Origin of the sequence: Psychrobacillus soli (genome assembly GCF_006861775.1) — a bacterium.
In the GTDB taxonomy this organism is placed as follows: domain Bacteria; phylum Bacillota; class Bacilli; order Bacillales_A; family Planococcaceae; genus Psychrobacillus; species Psychrobacillus soli.
The window spans coordinates 112,420-128,914 of the sequence record NZ_VDGG01000003.1 but is presented as its reverse complement, the minus strand read 5'-3'; the positions used below and the strand labels follow the sequence as shown (position 1 = coordinate 128,914).

Annotated in this window: 15 protein-coding genes; all 15 read right to left on the bottom strand. The window is 37.2% G+C overall.

Annotated features, from left to right (window positions below; genetic code table 11):
• Window positions 1–4: 4 nt before the first annotated feature.
• On the bottom strand, window positions 5–1,609 hold the full coding sequence (locus tag FG383_RS02495) for a long-chain-fatty-acid--CoA ligase (RefSeq protein ID WP_142605263.1): 1,605 nt from the start codon (window positions 1,607–1,609) through the stop codon (window positions 5–7).
• Window positions 1,610–1,634: 25 nt separating this feature from the next.
• A complete protein-coding gene (locus FG383_RS02490; protein WP_142605262.1) occupies window positions 1,635–2,525 on the bottom strand; it encodes an ABC transporter permease in 891 nt (296 codons plus the stop codon).
• Between the two features lie 12 nt (window positions 2,526–2,537).
• Complete coding sequence (locus tag FG383_RS02485) at window positions 2,538–3,542, bottom strand: ABC transporter permease (RefSeq protein WP_142605261.1); 1,005 nt, start codon at window positions 3,540–3,542, stop codon at window positions 2,538–2,540.
• A gap of 30 nt (window positions 3,543–3,572) precedes the next feature.
• Entirely contained in the window at window positions 3,573–4,544 is a 972-nt protein-coding gene (locus tag FG383_RS02480; protein WP_142605260.1) for an ABC transporter ATP-binding protein, read from the bottom strand.
• Window positions 4,537–5,517, bottom strand: coding sequence for an ABC transporter ATP-binding protein (locus FG383_RS02475; protein ID WP_142605259.1), 981 nt, complete (start codon window positions 5,515–5,517; stop codon window positions 4,537–4,539). Before FG383_RS02475 ends, FG383_RS02480 begins: the two co-directional genes overlap by 8 nt.
• 38 nt (window positions 5,518–5,555) lie before the next feature.
• A complete protein-coding gene (locus tag FG383_RS02470) occupies window positions 5,556–7,154 on the bottom strand; it encodes an ABC transporter substrate-binding protein (RefSeq protein ID WP_142605258.1) in 1,599 nt (532 codons plus the stop codon).
• Window positions 7,155–7,176: 22 nt separating this feature from the next.
• Complete coding sequence (locus FG383_RS02465) at window positions 7,177–8,631, bottom strand: amidase (RefSeq protein WP_142605257.1); 1,455 nt, start codon at window positions 8,629–8,631, stop codon at window positions 7,177–7,179.
• Between the two features lie 23 nt (window positions 8,632–8,654).
• A complete protein-coding gene (locus FG383_RS02460; RefSeq protein WP_185907826.1) occupies window positions 8,655–9,887 on the bottom strand; it encodes a CaiB/BaiF CoA transferase family protein in 1,233 nt (410 codons plus the stop codon).
• Window positions 9,888–9,903: 16 nt separating this feature from the next.
• Window positions 9,904–11,529 carry an ABC transporter substrate-binding protein gene (locus FG383_RS02455; protein WP_246096815.1) on the bottom strand — a complete coding sequence of 542 codons (1,626 nt, stop codon included), beginning with the start codon at window positions 11,527–11,529 and terminating at the stop codon, window positions 9,904–9,906.
• An 82-nt stretch (window positions 11,530–11,611) separates the two neighbouring features.
• The gene (locus FG383_RS02450) at window positions 11,612–11,947 is read right to left on the bottom strand and encodes a thioredoxin family protein (protein ID WP_142605255.1); all 336 of its coding nucleotides are present in this window, start codon (window positions 11,945–11,947) and stop codon (window positions 11,612–11,614) included.
• A gap of 32 nt (window positions 11,948–11,979) precedes the next feature.
• Window positions 11,980–12,945 (bottom strand): amidohydrolase family protein, encoded by a 966-nt coding sequence (locus FG383_RS02445; protein WP_142605254.1) that lies wholly within the window; start codon window positions 12,943–12,945, stop codon window positions 11,980–11,982.
• Between the two features lie 33 nt (window positions 12,946–12,978).
• Window positions 12,979–14,355, bottom strand: coding sequence for a phenylacetate--CoA ligase family protein (locus tag FG383_RS02440; protein ID WP_246096813.1), 1,377 nt, complete (start codon window positions 14,353–14,355; stop codon window positions 12,979–12,981).
• A 63-nt stretch (window positions 14,356–14,418) separates the two neighbouring features.
• Window positions 14,419–15,591 carry a thiolase family protein gene (locus FG383_RS02435; RefSeq protein ID WP_142605281.1) on the bottom strand — a complete coding sequence of 391 codons (1,173 nt, stop codon included), beginning with the start codon at window positions 15,589–15,591 and terminating at the stop codon, window positions 14,419–14,421.
• Between the two features lie 33 nt (window positions 15,592–15,624).
• A complete protein-coding gene (locus tag FG383_RS02430) occupies window positions 15,625–16,035 on the bottom strand; it encodes a MaoC/PaaZ C-terminal domain-containing protein (RefSeq protein ID WP_142605253.1) in 411 nt (136 codons plus the stop codon).
• Window positions 16,032–16,481: a MaoC family dehydratase N-terminal domain-containing protein gene (locus FG383_RS02425; RefSeq protein ID WP_142605252.1), complete on the bottom strand. Its 450-nt coding sequence runs from the start codon at window positions 16,479–16,481 to the stop codon at window positions 16,032–16,034. Before FG383_RS02425 ends, FG383_RS02430 begins: the two co-directional genes overlap by 4 nt.
• Window positions 16,482–16,495 lie beyond the last annotated feature (14 nt).

The window sequence follows — 16,495 nt, the reverse complement described above, 5'->3', positions numbered from 1 at the left end:
CTTATTAATTTCTATTTTTCTCTAGCTCACTTTTAATAAGTTGTCTTTTCAAAAGCTTCCCTCCATTGTTTCTAGGCAACTCATCTATTACTTCAAACTCTTTAGGGATTTTGTAAGGCGTTAGCTTTGAATAGCAGTATCCTTTTATTTCATTTATATCAATCGTTACCCCTTTTTTAGACACGAGAAATGCTTTCAACAAATCATCTAATCCACTCTGCGGAATACTTACTACTGCAACTTCTTGAATATCTGGATGTTCGTATAAGACACTCTCTATTTCTCTTGGAAAAATGTTAAAACCTCCAATTATAATCATGTCTTTTTTTCTTCCTACGAAATAGAAATACCCTTCTTCATCCATCATTGCTAAATCTCCCGTGTACAGCCAGCCATTCTGCAAAGTTATTCTCGTTTTCTCCTCGTCATTCCAGTAACCTTTCATAATTTGCGGGCCTTTTATGAGTAACTCACCGACACAATTCGGTCCCAGTTCCATATCATTCTCGTCAATAATCATACAATCTGTCCCTGGTAACGGAATACCAAAGCTACCTATTTTCCTTTTAGCAAATGGCGGATTTCGATGAGTTATGGGGGATGCCTCCGATAAACCAAAACCTTCAGCAATCTTCGTTCCTGTCAATTCTTCAAAACGCAAAATTACTTCAATAGGGAGTGGAGACGAACCACTAGAGCAATGATTTAAGCACTTTAAATTGTATTTTTCTATACCTGAATAATTGATGAATGCATTATACATTTCGGCTACACCTGGAAAATAGGTCGGTCGATACTTCTCAATAGCATCTAAGATAGGCTGAACTTGAAACTTTGGAAATAATAGAATAGTAGCTCCGAGGTAAATACCCAAATTCATCGTACTCGTCATTGCATATATATGGCAAAGCTGAGTAGCTGACAGAATAATTTCTTCTCCAGGTGTCATCTTCTCTCTGTACATTTCAGCACTTTGAACTACATTGGAAGTAAGATTATAATGGGTGAGCATAACTCCTTTTATTTCTCCAATTGTTCCTCCTGTATATTGAATGACAGCGACGTCTTCATGTGGATTAATATCTTCGGGCTTACTTATTTCCTTTCCATTTTCAATAAGGTACTGCAGTGAAGTATATTCAACAAGGTCTTCTTCAATAGAAAAGCATTGTTTAAACGAATATACTTCTTTTATAGCTTCAATCGTTGGCCAAGAACTCTTGTCAAACACTATAAATTGCACCTGTGAATGGACTACAATCTTCATCATTTCCCGGAATGTATGCATTGGATTTAATTGGACAACAATAACACCTAGTGCTTGTGCAGCATAATAACTTACAATATAAAGTGGGTGGTTGTGCATCATCAGTCCGATTCGATCGCCTTTTTTTAAACCTATTTCTTTCCATGCTCCAGCTAGCTTATCAACCTTCTTCTTTAACGTTTTGTAATCGATCGACTCGCCTTCAAAAATTATTGCAGTATGGTCGGAGAATCGATTAACAGCATTTTTAAAAGGCGTATAGATAGAGCTTTCTGGCAGAAGTATTGATGATGCTCTCTCCCCATACCATCGCACCCACGGTCTTATTAAAGATGTTCCCATCAATTTCATCTCCATTTTCCATTCATTATTTCGTCTTCGGATCTAGTGCATCACGCAAACCATCTCCAAACATATTAAACCCTACTACAGTCAGCATAATAGCAAATCCTGGGAACAACAAAGTCCATGGAGCTACCGTAAGAAACTGTCTAGAATCAGATAACATCTTCCCCCATTCCGGCTCACCTGGTTGTGCTCCTAACCCGAGAAATCCTAAAGCAGCAGCTTCTAAAATAGCGGTTGCTATTCCTAATGTTCCTTGGACAATAATAGGAGTCATACAATTTGGGAGAATATGTTGAAACAAAATACGGCTATTAGACATTCCAATCGATTTCGAGGACATGATATACTCTTCTTCTTTCACACTAAGCACACGTGACCTTATTAATCGTCCATACGTTGGAACGTTTATTATCGCTATGGCTATTAAAGCATTAAAAAGACTTGGTCCTAGTACCGCTACTATTGCGATTGCCAATAAGATACTTGGAAAAGCTAGCATTATATCAAACATGCGTGAAATAATCGTATCTACCCACTTACCATAAAATCCAGCTATCAACCCCAAATAACATCCAACTATTATGGAACCAATTACAGAGAAAAAACCAATCCAAAGAGAAATTCTAGCACCATATAAAATTCGACTAAATATATCTCTTCCTTGGTCGTCTGTTCCAAACCAATGCTCTGAATTTGGAGAAATTAGTATTTTGTCTGTATTAAACCCATCATACGGATGGGATGTAAGAAATTGAGCGAATACGCCTAGCAATATAAAGAACAAAACAATCGTTAACCCAATCATCGCAGAACGTTGTTTCTTTAATCTCTTCCAAGCATCGATCCATAGTGATTTTTTCGGCGCCACTACCTTTACTGGTTCCGCTACTATTTGTAATGAATTCTTCATCTTCCCTCCTCCTTACTTATAATTAATACGGGGGTCTAAACGCGCGTAAAGTAGGTCAACAACTAAATTGACACATACAAAAATGGTAGAAATAATTAGTATTCCTGATTGTATAACTGGATAATCTCTATAACCAATAGCATCATAGATGTATCGACCAATGCCGGGCCAACCAAAAATAGTTTCAGTCAAAACTGCACCACCGAGTAAAAGGCCCACTTGTAAACCGATTACAGTTAGTACAGGAGCGAATGCATTTTTTAATGCATGTTTATAAAGTACCCATATCTCTGACAATCCTTTAGCCCGTGCAGTTCGAACGTATTCAGATTCTAATACTTCTAACATACTCGATCTCGTTATTCTTGCAATAATAGCCATAGGTATAGTTCCTAGTGCTAAACCCGGTAAAATCAAATGCTTAAAAGCATCCCATAATCCTGCCCAATTTCCTTGAATAATTGTGTCAACCATATATAAACCAGTAATTGCTTCTATCGGCTCCCTTGCGTTAAAACGTCCGATTGATGGTAACCAACTCAATTTTTCCGAGAAAATCCATTGTTCCATCAAACCTAACCAAAAAACAGGCATCGAAACACCAACTAACGCAATGAACATAGCTATATTGTCAAACCAAGATGCCCTTTTCCAAGCAGCTAATATCCCCGCATTAACACCTATAACTGTAGCAATAATCATGCTCGCAAACATCAATTCGATGGTGGCTGCTAAGTATGGAGTAATTTCTTCCTGAATAGGCTTTTTAGTTCTTAATGAGTTTCCCAAATCCCCAGTTACTATGCTTTTTACATATGCAAAGTACTGTGAAATAAGCGGCTTGTCTAAACCCATCTCAGTCCTAAGTTCTTTCACTGCTTCCGGGGTTGCGTGATCTCCCAAGATAACGGTTGCTGGATCTCCTGGAATTGCATGTATGATTGAAAAAACAACAATAGACATGCCTATTAATACTGGAACTAATTGCAGTATTCGGCGTGCAAAATAAGATTTCATATACTATCTACGCCTCCTTATCTTAGTTAGCTATTTATAAAGATGACATGCAACATAATGTCCATCTCCCATATCTCGCATTTGTGGACGTACCAATTCACACTCAGGCATTTTAGCAAAACACCTTGTATGAAATTTACAGCCACTAGGTGGACTAACTGGGCTTGGCATATCCCCTTCAAGAACAATTCTTTCTCTCCGGTTTGTAGATTTAATGCTCGGCGCAGCAGACAACAAAGCTTGAGTGTATGGGTGCAACGGTTTGTCATATAATCCAATTTTAGTACCTAACTCGACAATTTCACCTAAATACATAACAGCAATTCTGTCACTAATATGTTTCACAACACTCAAATCATGAGATATAAATAAATATGTTAAGCCAAAACTCTGCTGTAATTTCCGCAATAAATTTAAAATTTGTGACTGTATAGATACGTCTAAAGCAGATACAGCCTCATCCGCAATGATAAGTTTAGGATTGAGAGCTAGCGCTCGTGCGATACCGACTCGTTGGCGCTGTCCCCCCGAAAATTCATGTGGGTATCGATTTGCATGATATGCATTTAATCCGACTACATCCAAAAGTTCATATACTCTATCTAACCGATCTTTAGGACTTAAATCACTATTAATAAGGAGAGGTTCTTCTATCAATTTACCAACAGTTTTCCTAGGATTCAGAGAAGCATATGGATCCTGAAAGATTAACTGCATATTTCGATAAACATCTCTCATTTCCCTAGTAGATATTTTCGTAATATCTTTCCCTTCAAAAATAACTTCTCCAGCCGTGGGTTCTATTAATCGCAAGAGTGATTTACCAGTAGTTGATTTACCACATCCTGATTCTCCAACCAATCCTAATGTTTCATTCTCATGAATCACAAAGCTTATACCATCAACAGCCTTTACAAATCTTTTTTCTTTGTTGAAAAGGATATTATTTTTCATTGGGAAATGTATTTTTAAATCCTTCACTTCTATTAAAGGTTTAGACATTTTTTCGCTTCCCTTCCAAAAAACAACGAGATTTTCGTCCCATTCCTATATCAATTAATTCAGGTTCTTCCTGTTTACAACGCTCCATGACAAATTTACATCTAGGCGCAAATTTACATCCCGTTGGCATCTGAGATGGAATTGGAACATTCCCTTGTATAGTTTCTAACCATTCAACAGATTCATCAAGAGAAGGAAGCGATTCTATCAAACCAGAAGTATATGGATGAGAAGGAGATTCGAAAATTGATCGAACATCCCCTTCTTCCACAATTCTCCCAGCATACATGACGATTACACGCTCACAAATTTCAGAAACAACTCCAAGATCATGTGTAATGATTATAATAGAAGTATTACTTGTCTTTTTCAGTTGCTGTATTAAGTCTAGAATTTGCGCTTGAATAGTCACATCAAGCGCAGTTGTTGGTTCATCAGCAATTAATAACTTTGGATTACAAGCAAGAGCCATCGCGATCATTACCCGTTGTCTCATTCCACCTGATAGTCTGTGAGGATATTCATGAACGATTTCTTGAGCACGAGGAATTCCAACTTGTTGTAGTAATTCCACACTTCTTTTTTCAGCTTGTTTACGATTTAACTTCAAATGCAAACGAACAGCTTCTCCAATCTGGTTGCCAATCGTATAGCTTGGATTTAAACTGGTCATTGGTTCTTGGAAAATCATAGCAATATCGTTACCGCGAATTTTTCTAACCTCTTTTTCTTTCAATTTAGACATTTCGATATCTTGAAACTTGACACTGCCTTCCACGATTTTTCCAACTCGAGATGGTAGTAATCGCATAATAGATAATGCTGTTACACTTTTCCCTGATCCAGATTCACCTACAATACCTACTGTTTCACCTTCATTTACTTGGAAGGAGACACCATCAACCGAACGCACTATGCCAGAGTCAGTAAAGAAATGGGTTTGAAGATTATCAACGGTCAGTATTGGCTTCATCTCACCCCTCCTATCAATCATTTTATCGTTCACATTATTTACTCTTCGAAGTATATTTCAGCTAGGCTTTCATATCCAATCGCATGGGGGATATATCCTTTCACATAATTTCTCGCTGCCATTGGACTTTCTACGTAAGCGATCGGGATAGTCGGTGCTTCATTATGAGCAATCTCCTGAACTTCCTTATAAAGAGCTGTTCGTACATCCCTATCTATAGAATTTTTTGCTTCGATTAACAGTTCATCAATTCTTGTATTAGAGAATTTTGACAAATTGGATGATGATTTTGAATATAGCATCGTATTTAAGAAGTTGTCAGGATCCCCATTTTCACTAATTCTACCGATAACTGCAATTGAGTAGTCACCCTCCATTAATTTCGGAAGGTAAGTAGCCCATTCATAAGTAACGATTTTCACCTTAACATTTATCTTTTCTAAATCAGATTTCATTGCTTCAGCTACCTTCTCTGGCTGCGGAAAATATAACCTCGGAGTAGTCATTACATAAAATTCCGTTTCGAAACCATTCGGATAGCCTGCTTCTACTAATAATTGCTTAGCTTTTTCCAAATCAAACTCATAATCTTTTACCTCATCGTTATAACCCCAAACTGCAGGTGGTGTCATATTTTTTGCTGGTGAGGCAACTGGACCAAAAAATGCATCTATTAGTCCCTGTTTATTCACAGCATGGTTAAGAGCTTGTCGAACTTTCACATTATCAAAGGGTGGTCTTGTTGTATTAATGGTGATATAACCTACATTTGCAGCTGGCCGTTTCAAAATTTGTAAATTCATATCCTTTTCAATTGCAGGGAGATCTGATTGGTTTATACCTTCCATTAAGTCAATTTCTCCATTTTTTAGAGCTGTCAATCTCGCTGAATTATCTGGAATGATTTTGAAAATTATTTTATCCATTTTTGGAAGATCTGTGATCCAGTAATTTTCATTTTTTAATAGAGTAAGAGAATCATTTTGTATCCACGAGTCAAATACAAAAGGTCCAGTTCCAACAGGATGCTCCTGAATTTTATCGTTAAATGTTTTAAGCGCATCAGGACTAATGATTCCAAAAGGAGTAATCCCGAGATTCGGTAAAAACGTTGCATCTGATTTGACTAATTTAAACTCAACCGTATGTGCATCTACTGCTTTAACTTCCTCTATTACACCTTTGAACGTTCTACTAAATATTGAAAAATCTCCTTGATGTTGAGGGTGATTTTCATCCATCATTCTTTCGAAATTATAAACAACTGCATCAGCATTAAATTCTGTACCGTCATGGAACTTTACATTTTCTTGAAGTTTAAAAGTCCAAATTAAACCATCATCGCTTGTCGTCCACTCTTTTGCTAATTTAGGTGTAACTTCAGTACTTTCTTTCTCATAATCAATTAATGTTTCATAAATATTTTTTGAAATTCTTGAGGATTCTGCTTCGACGATATTATGTGCATCTAACGTTACAGTGTCAGTACCTCTTCCGTAAATTAAAGTACTATTTTTACTGCTTTCTGTAGTATTCACTGTTTTATTTCCACTGTCTGACTCCTTATCACTACAGCCTGCAACCAAAAATATGCATAGGATTGATAGTGTACGGAATATTTTGAAATTTACCTTCATAATTTTCCCCCTTAATTACAATTTAGATTGTTTTTTGCAATAAATTATTAAGGTTGGGTCTTTTATCTTTCCAAGGCTGTGCTTCTTCTAATTGTGCTGCTAGTTGAAATAATGTAGTTTCATCAGCAAATCGTCCGGCAAATTGCATCCCAATTGGTAAACCTTTAACGCTCCATCCCAATGGCAAGCTAATTGCCGGCTGCCCCGTTGTGTTAAAAAGGTTCGTAAATGGAGCATAGGCCATCATTTTTTCAGTCCATTGCTCTGCATTTAGGCTAGAATCGTTGGCATCTAGCTTTCCAATTGGCCAAGGTAATTGAGCAATGGATGGAGTTAGTATCACATCATGTTCAATGTAAAATTCCCCCACGGTTCTAGAAACCAAATTATTTATCTCAAAAGCTTCCATTAATTCAACTGCTTTTAATTGTTGCCCATATTGATACAAAGCCCAATTGGAAGCTTCTAAATTCACTGCGGAAGGTGTTCGCTTTAGTGATTCTGCCAATCTGTCAATACTTCGGGTAATGTTTGCTGCCCAAATGCGTAATGTCGCGAGCAGTTGTTGCTCAGCATTAATCTTAGGAGAAGCTTCAACAAGTTCATGCCCCAAATCTTCACATAGTTGAATCGTTTTATAAAGCGCAGTAGTACATTCTTTGTCGACTGGTGCATTGTTTAAAGGGCTACTCATCCAAGCAATTCGAAGTTTTCTTGGTTTATTACCTAATTCACTGACATATGGTCGTTTTGGAGATTCCGTCCAATGACTTGCTCCAATATCTGGACCACCAATCGAGTCAAGCAATGCGGCGGAATCTCGTACGCTTTTTGTAATCGCAAATTCATTACTCAAGCCGTTTAATATTTCACTTCGATTCGGCCCATGAGGGATACGGCCGCGTGTCGGTTTCAAGCCAACAAGTCCGTTGACAGCTGCTGGTTGACGGATTGAACCTGCACCATCATTTGCGTGAGCAATTGGCACAATTCCGACTGCCACTGCTGCTGCAGCTCCCCCACTAGATCCGCCAGCACTTAAATTTGTATCCCAAGGATTACGAGTTGGCCCATGAAAAACTGATTCAGTTGTAAAGTTAAAGGCAAATTCCGGCGTAGCAGAAGTCCCAACAGTCACCAAACCAGCCTTTCGAAAACGCTTCATAAGATTTGTATCAGAATTAATTGTAACTCCTTGGCCAAAGCTACTTCCTAGATTGACTGTAACTCCTGCAGCTTGAGCACTTGATTCTTTGATAAGAAAAGGAATTCCTTTAAACGGTCCATCCGGAAGACCCTTTTGAATTTCTTCATCTGCCATCTCAGAGAGAACTTCAACTACCGCATTGATTGCTGGATTTATTTTTTTTATTCCTTCCAGAGAAGCCTTTTTCAATTCTTGAGGGGTGACCTCTTTATTTCTTACCAATGAAGCAAGACCCATCGCATCGTAATTTGAATACTCAACAAAGTTCATAAAATATTCCCCCTATTCAGCTTCTACATACAGTCAACACTATAAATAACACCTGTTTGCTTTAATCGATTGATTTCCTCTTCATCTAGACCAAGATAAGTTTGAAGAATTTCCTCATTATGTTCCCCTAACTGGGGTTCTATAGGGGTGTCTCCATTTTTTAATCCTATTTTTTTATCAAAGAACTTTATTGGCATATTCGGTAGTTTAATATTTCCTAACTTAGGATGTACAACATCCACCACCATGTTACGTTCTTTTAAATGTGTATCGTTGATTAAATCTTTTACATTTTTTACTTCTCCAGCTGGAATATGTCTAATACTTAAGAAATCCAGTATCTCAGTGGAAGTTTGTTTAATCGCCCATTGTGCAAAAATCTCATTCAAATAATCCAAATTTTCCGCTCGTTTTTCTAGCGCTTTCAAGTCATTCCCTCTATACTCATGAGCTATATCATTTCTTCCAATTCCTTCATACACTTTTAAAAATCTATCTTCCCCGGATGCACAAACAATAACCCATTTATTGTCGCTCGTTTGAAATGCATCCCATGGTGCCCCAAACGGATCTTTATTGCCCCTTAAGGACATCACTTCACCTGTCATGCTAGTTCTAATTACTGATTCTTCCAGGACTGAAAAAACACTATCCATCATACTAACTTCTATTCGTTGACCTTTTCCAGTATTATTTCGTTCGATGATGGCACTTAAAATACCAACCGTCAAATACACACCTGAAAGGGCATCGGCTACAGCCGGGCCTGTTTTTAGCGGTTGCCCCCCTTCTACACCATTCATACTCATAAGCCCACCCATTGCTTGAGCAATTCCATCTATGCATGGAAGATGTGAGTACGGTCCATCACTGCCAAAACCATTCAATGATGCGTAGATAATTTCTGGATTGACACGTTTTACTTCTTCATATCCCAGCCCTATTTTCTCCATTGTTCCAGCTACAAAGTTTTCTACGATTACATCAAATTCTTTTGCCAACTCTAAAAATAAACGTTTTCCATCTTCGCTCTTTAAATCTAATGAGATGGACTTTTTTCCTCTATTCAACATAAAAAAGTAAGCGCTTGTATCCTCTTTAAAGGGTGGTAAAAATCTTGATCTATCTCCAGTATGCGGTCTCTCAACTTTTACTACTTCTGCACCTAGGTCTTGTAACATCAGCGTTGCAAATGGAGCGGAAAAAACCCAGCTTAAATCCAGTACTTTTATTCCTTCTAAAGGTTTTTTTGACACTTGACCTTCCCCTTTATTAATTTTCTATGGTAACTTCATACATATTTTCTGCACCCGTGGCATGAGGGTAATAATTTTTGACTGATGTAGAACTAACAACTGGTTCTTTTACTTGAACTAATGGAACATTTGGTGCATCATCATGAATAATTTGTTGAGCCTTTTTATAAATTTCAGTTCGCTCCTGTTGGTCTATAGTGGATTTTGCCTCGATCAGTAGATCATTCACTTCACCATTCATATACATTTGATTGTTTTGTGCTGATCCAATCACTGCATTGTTTTTACTTAATGTAGAATATAGAAAGTTATCTGGGTCCCCGTTGTCTCCAACCCATCCAATTAATCCCATAGAATGTCTTGCATTTCTAACCTGTTCAATGAAAGCAGCCCATTCGAATGAAATAATTTCTACTTTAATACCAATTTTCTCAAGATCTGTTTTTATTGCTTCTGCCATTTTAGCTGGTTGTTGCATATAGATTCGTGAATTAGAAGTAATAGAGAATTCCAATTCAAATCCATCTGGATATCCGGCTTCAGCTAAAAGGCTTTTTGCTTTTTCCAAATCATACTCATACTCTTCAATATCGTCGTTGTATCCCCAGTTGTCTGAAGGTAGCATGTTTTTTACAGGTTCTGCAAGACCGTAGAAGAATGCGTCCGCAATTCCTTTTTTGTTAATAGCATGACTTATTGCTTGTCGAACTTTTACGTTATCAAAAGGTGCTTTCGTATTGTTTAGTGTAAGATATCCAACATTCAATGGTGGTCGAAGTGCTACTTGTAAATTTTCATCTGATTCAACGGAGCTTAAGTCAGATGGATTCAAACTAACCATTATATCAATTTCTTTATTTTTCAGAGCGGTAAGTCTTGCTGAGTTATCGGGAATAACTTTATAAATAAGCTTATCTAACTTCGGAAATTCAGATAACCAATACTCTTTATTTTTTACTAGAGTTACTGAATCATTTGGATTCCACGATTCAAACACGAAAGGACCAGTACCAACTGGATTTTCATTAATCTTTTCGCCATATTTCTTTATAGCATCAGGACTAATAATGCCAAATGCATGCATTCCTAAATTCGCTAAAAAAGTCGCTTGTGGTTCCACTAGCTTGAACTCTACGGTGTTTTCATCTACTGCATTTATTTCTTCGATCATGCTTCCTTCACCTTTGAAGCCATTAAACATACCACGGTATACAGAAAAATCTCCATATCGATCTGGATGTTCTTTATCCATCATGCGTTCAAAGTTATAGACAACTGCGTCTGCATTGAAATTAGTACCATCATGGAACTTAATGCCTTCTTGCAGATTAAATGTCCATGTCTTACCGTCTTCAGAAACACTCCAATCTGTTGCTAATTTTGGAATAACTTCTGTTGAATCTTTCTCATACTCTACTAATGTTTCATAAATGTTTTTTGTTACTCGCCATGTTTCAATCTCATTCGCATTTTGAGGATCCATCGTAAAGCTGTCAGCACCTCTACCGAATATTAAGACAGATTCTTTACTACTTTTCTCATTTTCTTGAGAATTAGAATCTACTGTATCGCTACATCCTGCTACAACTAGTAATAGGGAAATTAGTAATGCGAACATTAAAGTAAATTTTCCTTTTTTCAACTTGTTATCCTCCTCAATTTTGCGTGCTAATTAGTCTAAATGGTGATTGACATGGGTTAACTGCTCGGTAAATTTATTAATGTTAGGAAATGACTTTTACTTCTGCAGTTCTAAGAAAATTCTCAATTTCCGCTTTTGTTTTTCCGCTATTACTTATAAACTCAGCGATTACACGCCCATCTTGATAAGCCACAAAACTCGGAATTCCCATGACATTTGCTTTTTCGCATATTTCCTTTTGAGAATCTGGATTCACTTTATAAAAATCGAACTTCGCTTCATAGTCTTCTATAATCCCATCAAAGAAAGTATCGATAAAACGACAATCCGAACACCAATCAGCTGAAAAAAACAAAACGACAGGCTTCTTTCCATTAACTAAATCTGTATATTGTTGTAATCCATTAATATTTTCCATTAATATCACCCTTATCCTATTTTTTTGACGAACTATTTTTGCTTATTTTCCAAACCAAGCTTGAAAACTTTATTTGCATTTTTCCAATAAAATTTTTCTCTTATAGATTCTTTTAAAGGCCATTCTTCCACCTCAGTGATAAACTCATTAATGGGAAGACCAATCGTCAACCAATCAGAACCAAATAATATCTTGTTTTGTATTAAACTATTTGAGTAATACATGAACATATCCCACCCACTATTCGGTTCCGCTACATAACGAGGTCTAAAAGCGGATGTATCCACATACAAGTTTTCATATTTTAATAACATCGCAATCATATCCGGAATCCATGGCCAACCACCATGTCCTGCTATGATCTTTAAGTTTTTAAAATCCATTAGAGGTGCTTCTAAGTTGGACGGATGATCAAGAAAAACGGATGTTTCTTTATAGTAGTTAATAGATGAGTGAATCCAAATTGGAATTTCGAGTTCATCACATAACGCATACAACGGATAATATTTTCGATCATCCGCTTTTAATCCATGTTCATAGGGCGGTATTACAACTGCTTTATACCCCTGTTCCGTTAAAGCTTTTCTTACTACTTTTAGGCTTTCTGTTCCCTTATGTGGGTTAAAACCCGCAAAACCTATAAATCTATTAGGATATTCTTGTAGAATTTGCGCTACATAATCATGATCAGCAGGAGCTTCCGATCCATCTCTTCCATAGTCCATATTGTGGATTGCATGATATACAATATTGGAATCATCCAGCATTTTTAAAAACTTATCCATCGAAAAATCTGCTTCTAACTTCGTATATACATCTTTCATTACATTATCTATTGGCTCTGTTTTAATGCGGTTGAAAAACTCATCATTCGTCCAACCTGCTAAACGAGCCCATCTCGGACCAAATAATTTTTTATAATTTTCATTTTTAGGATTGATTTCATCCGAACCTTGAAATTGAAATTCGGGTAACGTATTTGAACAATCAATAATCAATGTTGTGTTCCTCCCTTAATGTCAATATTATTGTTAATAATTTTTTTCAAAGATAGGTGTTTTCGTTAATGCTTTTCCTAAAGATCCAGTAGGACACCAGATAATATTCGGCGTGACTCTTACTTGTGTATGAAGCTCGTTTTTAATTCTCGCTTCAAGCTCAGGTAATTTATGTGTATCGAAGTCAGCACCATATTCAATTTTCACTTGTAAAGGTGGTACAACTCTTGGAGGCGGTGTATCAAGTACAATTCTCAATTCACCCGACACTTCAGGTATGAAGTTAGAAACGACTTTCTTAATAGCTGATGGATAAACATTAGCACCCTTAATGATGAGCATGTCGTCTGAGCGTCCAATGAATTTTATTCTTTTCCCTTTAAAACCACACCCCGGACATTCGCTTGTAAATACTTGGACAATATCTCCAGAAGAGTAACGAATCCTTGGTAATGCTTTTAAATTTAACTCAGTAATAATAAGTTCTCCAATTACTCCGTTGTAAATCTCTATTGGTTTTTTCGTTTCTGGATCTATTAAATCATTAGGGAAGAGACTTAAATCTGGCGCCACACAGTGGATACCATGATACTCATCCGAATCACATGAAAAGCCTAGTTCGCCTAAGTAATCGTACACCCGACAACCATAAGCATCTTCTATCTTCTTTTTTACTTCTGGAATTCCGATACCTATTTCACCTACTGTGAAAATAGCTTGCAATCCTAAATCCCCGACGTTCATGCCTATTAACTCGGGAGCTTTATCAATTAAATGCTCTGTCAAGGAGGAAGTCATCATTGCTGCAGTAGGTTTTGTCATTTGCGCATATTTAAGAATCATTTGGCTACCTGCTCGTACATCAACATCAATTGGAAGAACGCCGTGTGAACGTACGCCAAATAGAATAGATGATGTTGCATAAATTCCTAAAGCATGACTGAACAGGAGGCGTTCTCCGGCATTTATGCCACCGTAATCCAGCATGTGCGCAATATATCGATTAAGAAAGTTTAAATCTTCTTCTGTGAACGTGTACGTGAATGTTGGATTACCTGATGTGCCACTTGTCGTTCCTGTAAAGGCAATATCATCGGGTGAGGTACATAAATGTAAACCAAATGGATGATCGTATTTATCAATCGATTGTTGTTGTATTTCTCTTTCGATTGTTTTATTTAAGAAAACCGGCAGTTTATAATAATCCTCCAATGTGCGGATTTCATCTGGATGAATCCCGATTTCTTTGAACTTAGCTCTGTAAAATTCTGAATTTCGATAAACGTATTTTAATTGTTTTTTCAAGAGTTTCTCTTGGTAATCTGTTATTTCTTCTTGTGTCATATTGTTGAAAATCGGATTTGTATACGTTACTTTCTTTGTTTTGAGCTTCTTCATTACGTCTAGCACATGCGCCACTCTCCTATTTAGGAATTTTTATGTTCATCAAGACTAGGGAACTTTCACTCAAATTTAAGACTCATTTTCAATAATTGTAGCGATACCTTGCCCTCCTCCAATGCAAGCTGTAAGAAGTGCAAACTTACCATTTGAACGCTTCAATTCGTAAATAGCTTTAGTCGCAAGAATTGCTCCGGTTGCACCAAGTGGATGACCATGAGCTATCGCACCCCCATTGACATTTACTTTTTTCGAATCCATCATAAGCTCTTTATCACAGGCTAATACTTGAGCTGCAAACGCTTCGTTAATTTCAATAATATCTATATCAGAGAGTGATAAACCTGCTTTTTCTAGCACTTTTTTTGTTGCGGGAACTGGTCCGATTCCCATATAATTTGGATCTACTCCCGATACTGCCTGAGCTTTAACTTTTGCCAAAGGTGTAATACCCAATTCTTTCGCTTTCTGTCTAGACATAATAACGACGGCTGATGCTGCATCATTCAACCCGGAACTATTGCCAGCCGTAACTGAACCGCCTTCAAGAAATGCGGCTGTTAGTTTAGCTAACCCTTCTTTTGTTGTTTCTGGACGAGGATGTTCGTCTGCTTTAAACTGAATCGGCTCACCCCTTCGAACTGGTATACTCACAGGGACAATCTGCTCTTCAAATCGACCTTCCTGCACAGCTATTGCCATCTTCTGTTGGCTTTGTAAAGCAAACTCATCTTGCTCTTTGCGTGTAATTCTATATTTACCGGCTAAATTTTCGGCGGTGATTCCCATTGGAGGATCACCAATTTCTTTTGTTGATAATTGTGATTTCCTAAATCTTGGTGGGGTTGGGCTATATGCTCTATCAGGTCGATCCATCAAATATGGAGCCTGACTCATACTTTCTATACCGCCTGCAATAAAAATCTCACCATCGCCTGCCCATATTGCTTGCGCTGCTAGATTAATAGCGTTCATTCCCGAGCCACACTGGCGATCAACCGTTAAGCCAGATAGATGAGTTCCCAGTCCAGTTTCTAGAGCAGATAATCTAGCAATGTTCCCGCCACCACTTAAAACGTTCCCCATTATGACATCATCAACTACTTCGGATTCTATATTTGCGCGCTTTAATGCTTCTTGAATCACTGTTGCTCCGAGTACATGGGCAGGAATTGTTGCGAGTGTCCCCCCCTGTCTTCCAATTGCCGTTCGTACAGCCGATACAATTACAGCATCTCTTTGCATTTCCAATCTATCACCTCTATCTTTCATATTTGATCAATTTTTAGAATGGATATTAAAAAGTATGCTTCCATTCATTACTGCCTTTTGATGTTGATTCGAAGCTTCAACATTAAAGGTCAACTTTTTACTTTCTGTTTCTACTAAGTTAGCTTTCAATGAAATAATATCTTCGAGAAATACCATTCCTTTAAATCGAATAGAATACTCCTGGATAAAACCCTCTTCAAGAAATGGTGTGAAGAGCTTTGCTAAATTGCCCATGGTCCACATTCCATGTGCAATGATTCCAGGTAGGCTAGCGTTTTTTGCTTCCTCATCTATCGTATGAATCGGATTAAAGTCACCGGAAGCACCTGCATATTTTATTAGATCTAGTCTGCTTACTGGATTTAGTATTATTTCATCCAAAGACTCTCCTATTTGTAAATCTGTGATGAGTTTCAAACTAGCATCCCCTTTCTAACAGCATCATTTAAAATAACTACACGATTCTCTGAAAATAGTAGATTTCCATTTTCATCTTCACCAATTCTATTTATAACTAAAAAACTCATATCTCCATTTCTGCCTGTTTTTTCGTAGTAATCTTTTATTTCCATATGGCAATATACTTCTTCCCCTATAAATAGCGGACGTTCGTAGTGATAATTTTGCTCGCCATGAATAATCCCTTTAGATGGTAATTTCATTTCTGGAATAAAACCATAATTAAATGTAACTGGAAAGGTCGGAGGTGCGATATTTCTTTTATATATGGAGTTTTTCCCGACCTCTTCATCCAGATAAATAGGAGCTGGATCACCTATGGCCTCTGCAAATTTCCTAACGGCTCCTTTTTCAATTGTATTTTTCACTTTATCAGAACGTTTCCCAATCAAATTTTTCAGCATATTTTGTTATACCG

Coding starts and splice junctions, on each gene's coding strand:
- FG383_RS02470 (WP_142605258.1), bottom strand. CDS start 7,154: ATGAAGGTAAATTTCAAAATATTCCGTACACTATCAATCCTATGCATA.
- FG383_RS02480 (WP_142605260.1), bottom strand. CDS start 4,544: ATGTCTAAACCTTTAATAGAAGTGAAGGATTTAAAAATACATTTCCCA.
- FG383_RS02450 (WP_142605255.1), bottom strand. CDS start 11,947: ATGGAAAATATTAATGGATTACAACAATATACAGATTTAGTTAATGGA.
- FG383_RS02495 (WP_142605263.1), bottom strand. CDS start 1,609: ATGGGAACATCTTTAATAAGACCGTGGGTGCGATGGTATGGGGAGAGA.
- FG383_RS02475 (WP_142605259.1), bottom strand. CDS start 5,517: ATGAAGCCAATACTGACCGTTGATAATCTTCAAACCCATTTCTTTACT.
- FG383_RS02485 (WP_142605261.1), bottom strand. CDS start 3,542: ATGAAATCTTATTTTGCACGCCGAATACTGCAATTAGTTCCAGTATTA.
- FG383_RS02465 (WP_142605257.1), bottom strand. CDS start 8,631: ATGAACTTTGTTGAGTATTCAAATTACGATGCGATGGGTCTTGCTTCA.
- FG383_RS02435 (WP_142605281.1), bottom strand. CDS start 15,591: ATGCAAAGAGATGCTGTAATTGTATCGGCTGTACGAACGGCAATTGGA.
- FG383_RS02490 (WP_142605262.1), bottom strand. CDS start 2,525: ATGAAGAATTCATTACAAATAGTAGCGGAACCAGTAAAGGTAGTGGCG.
- FG383_RS02425 (WP_142605252.1), bottom strand. CDS start 16,481: ATGCTGAAAAATTTGATTGGGAAACGTTCTGATAAAGTGAAAAATACA.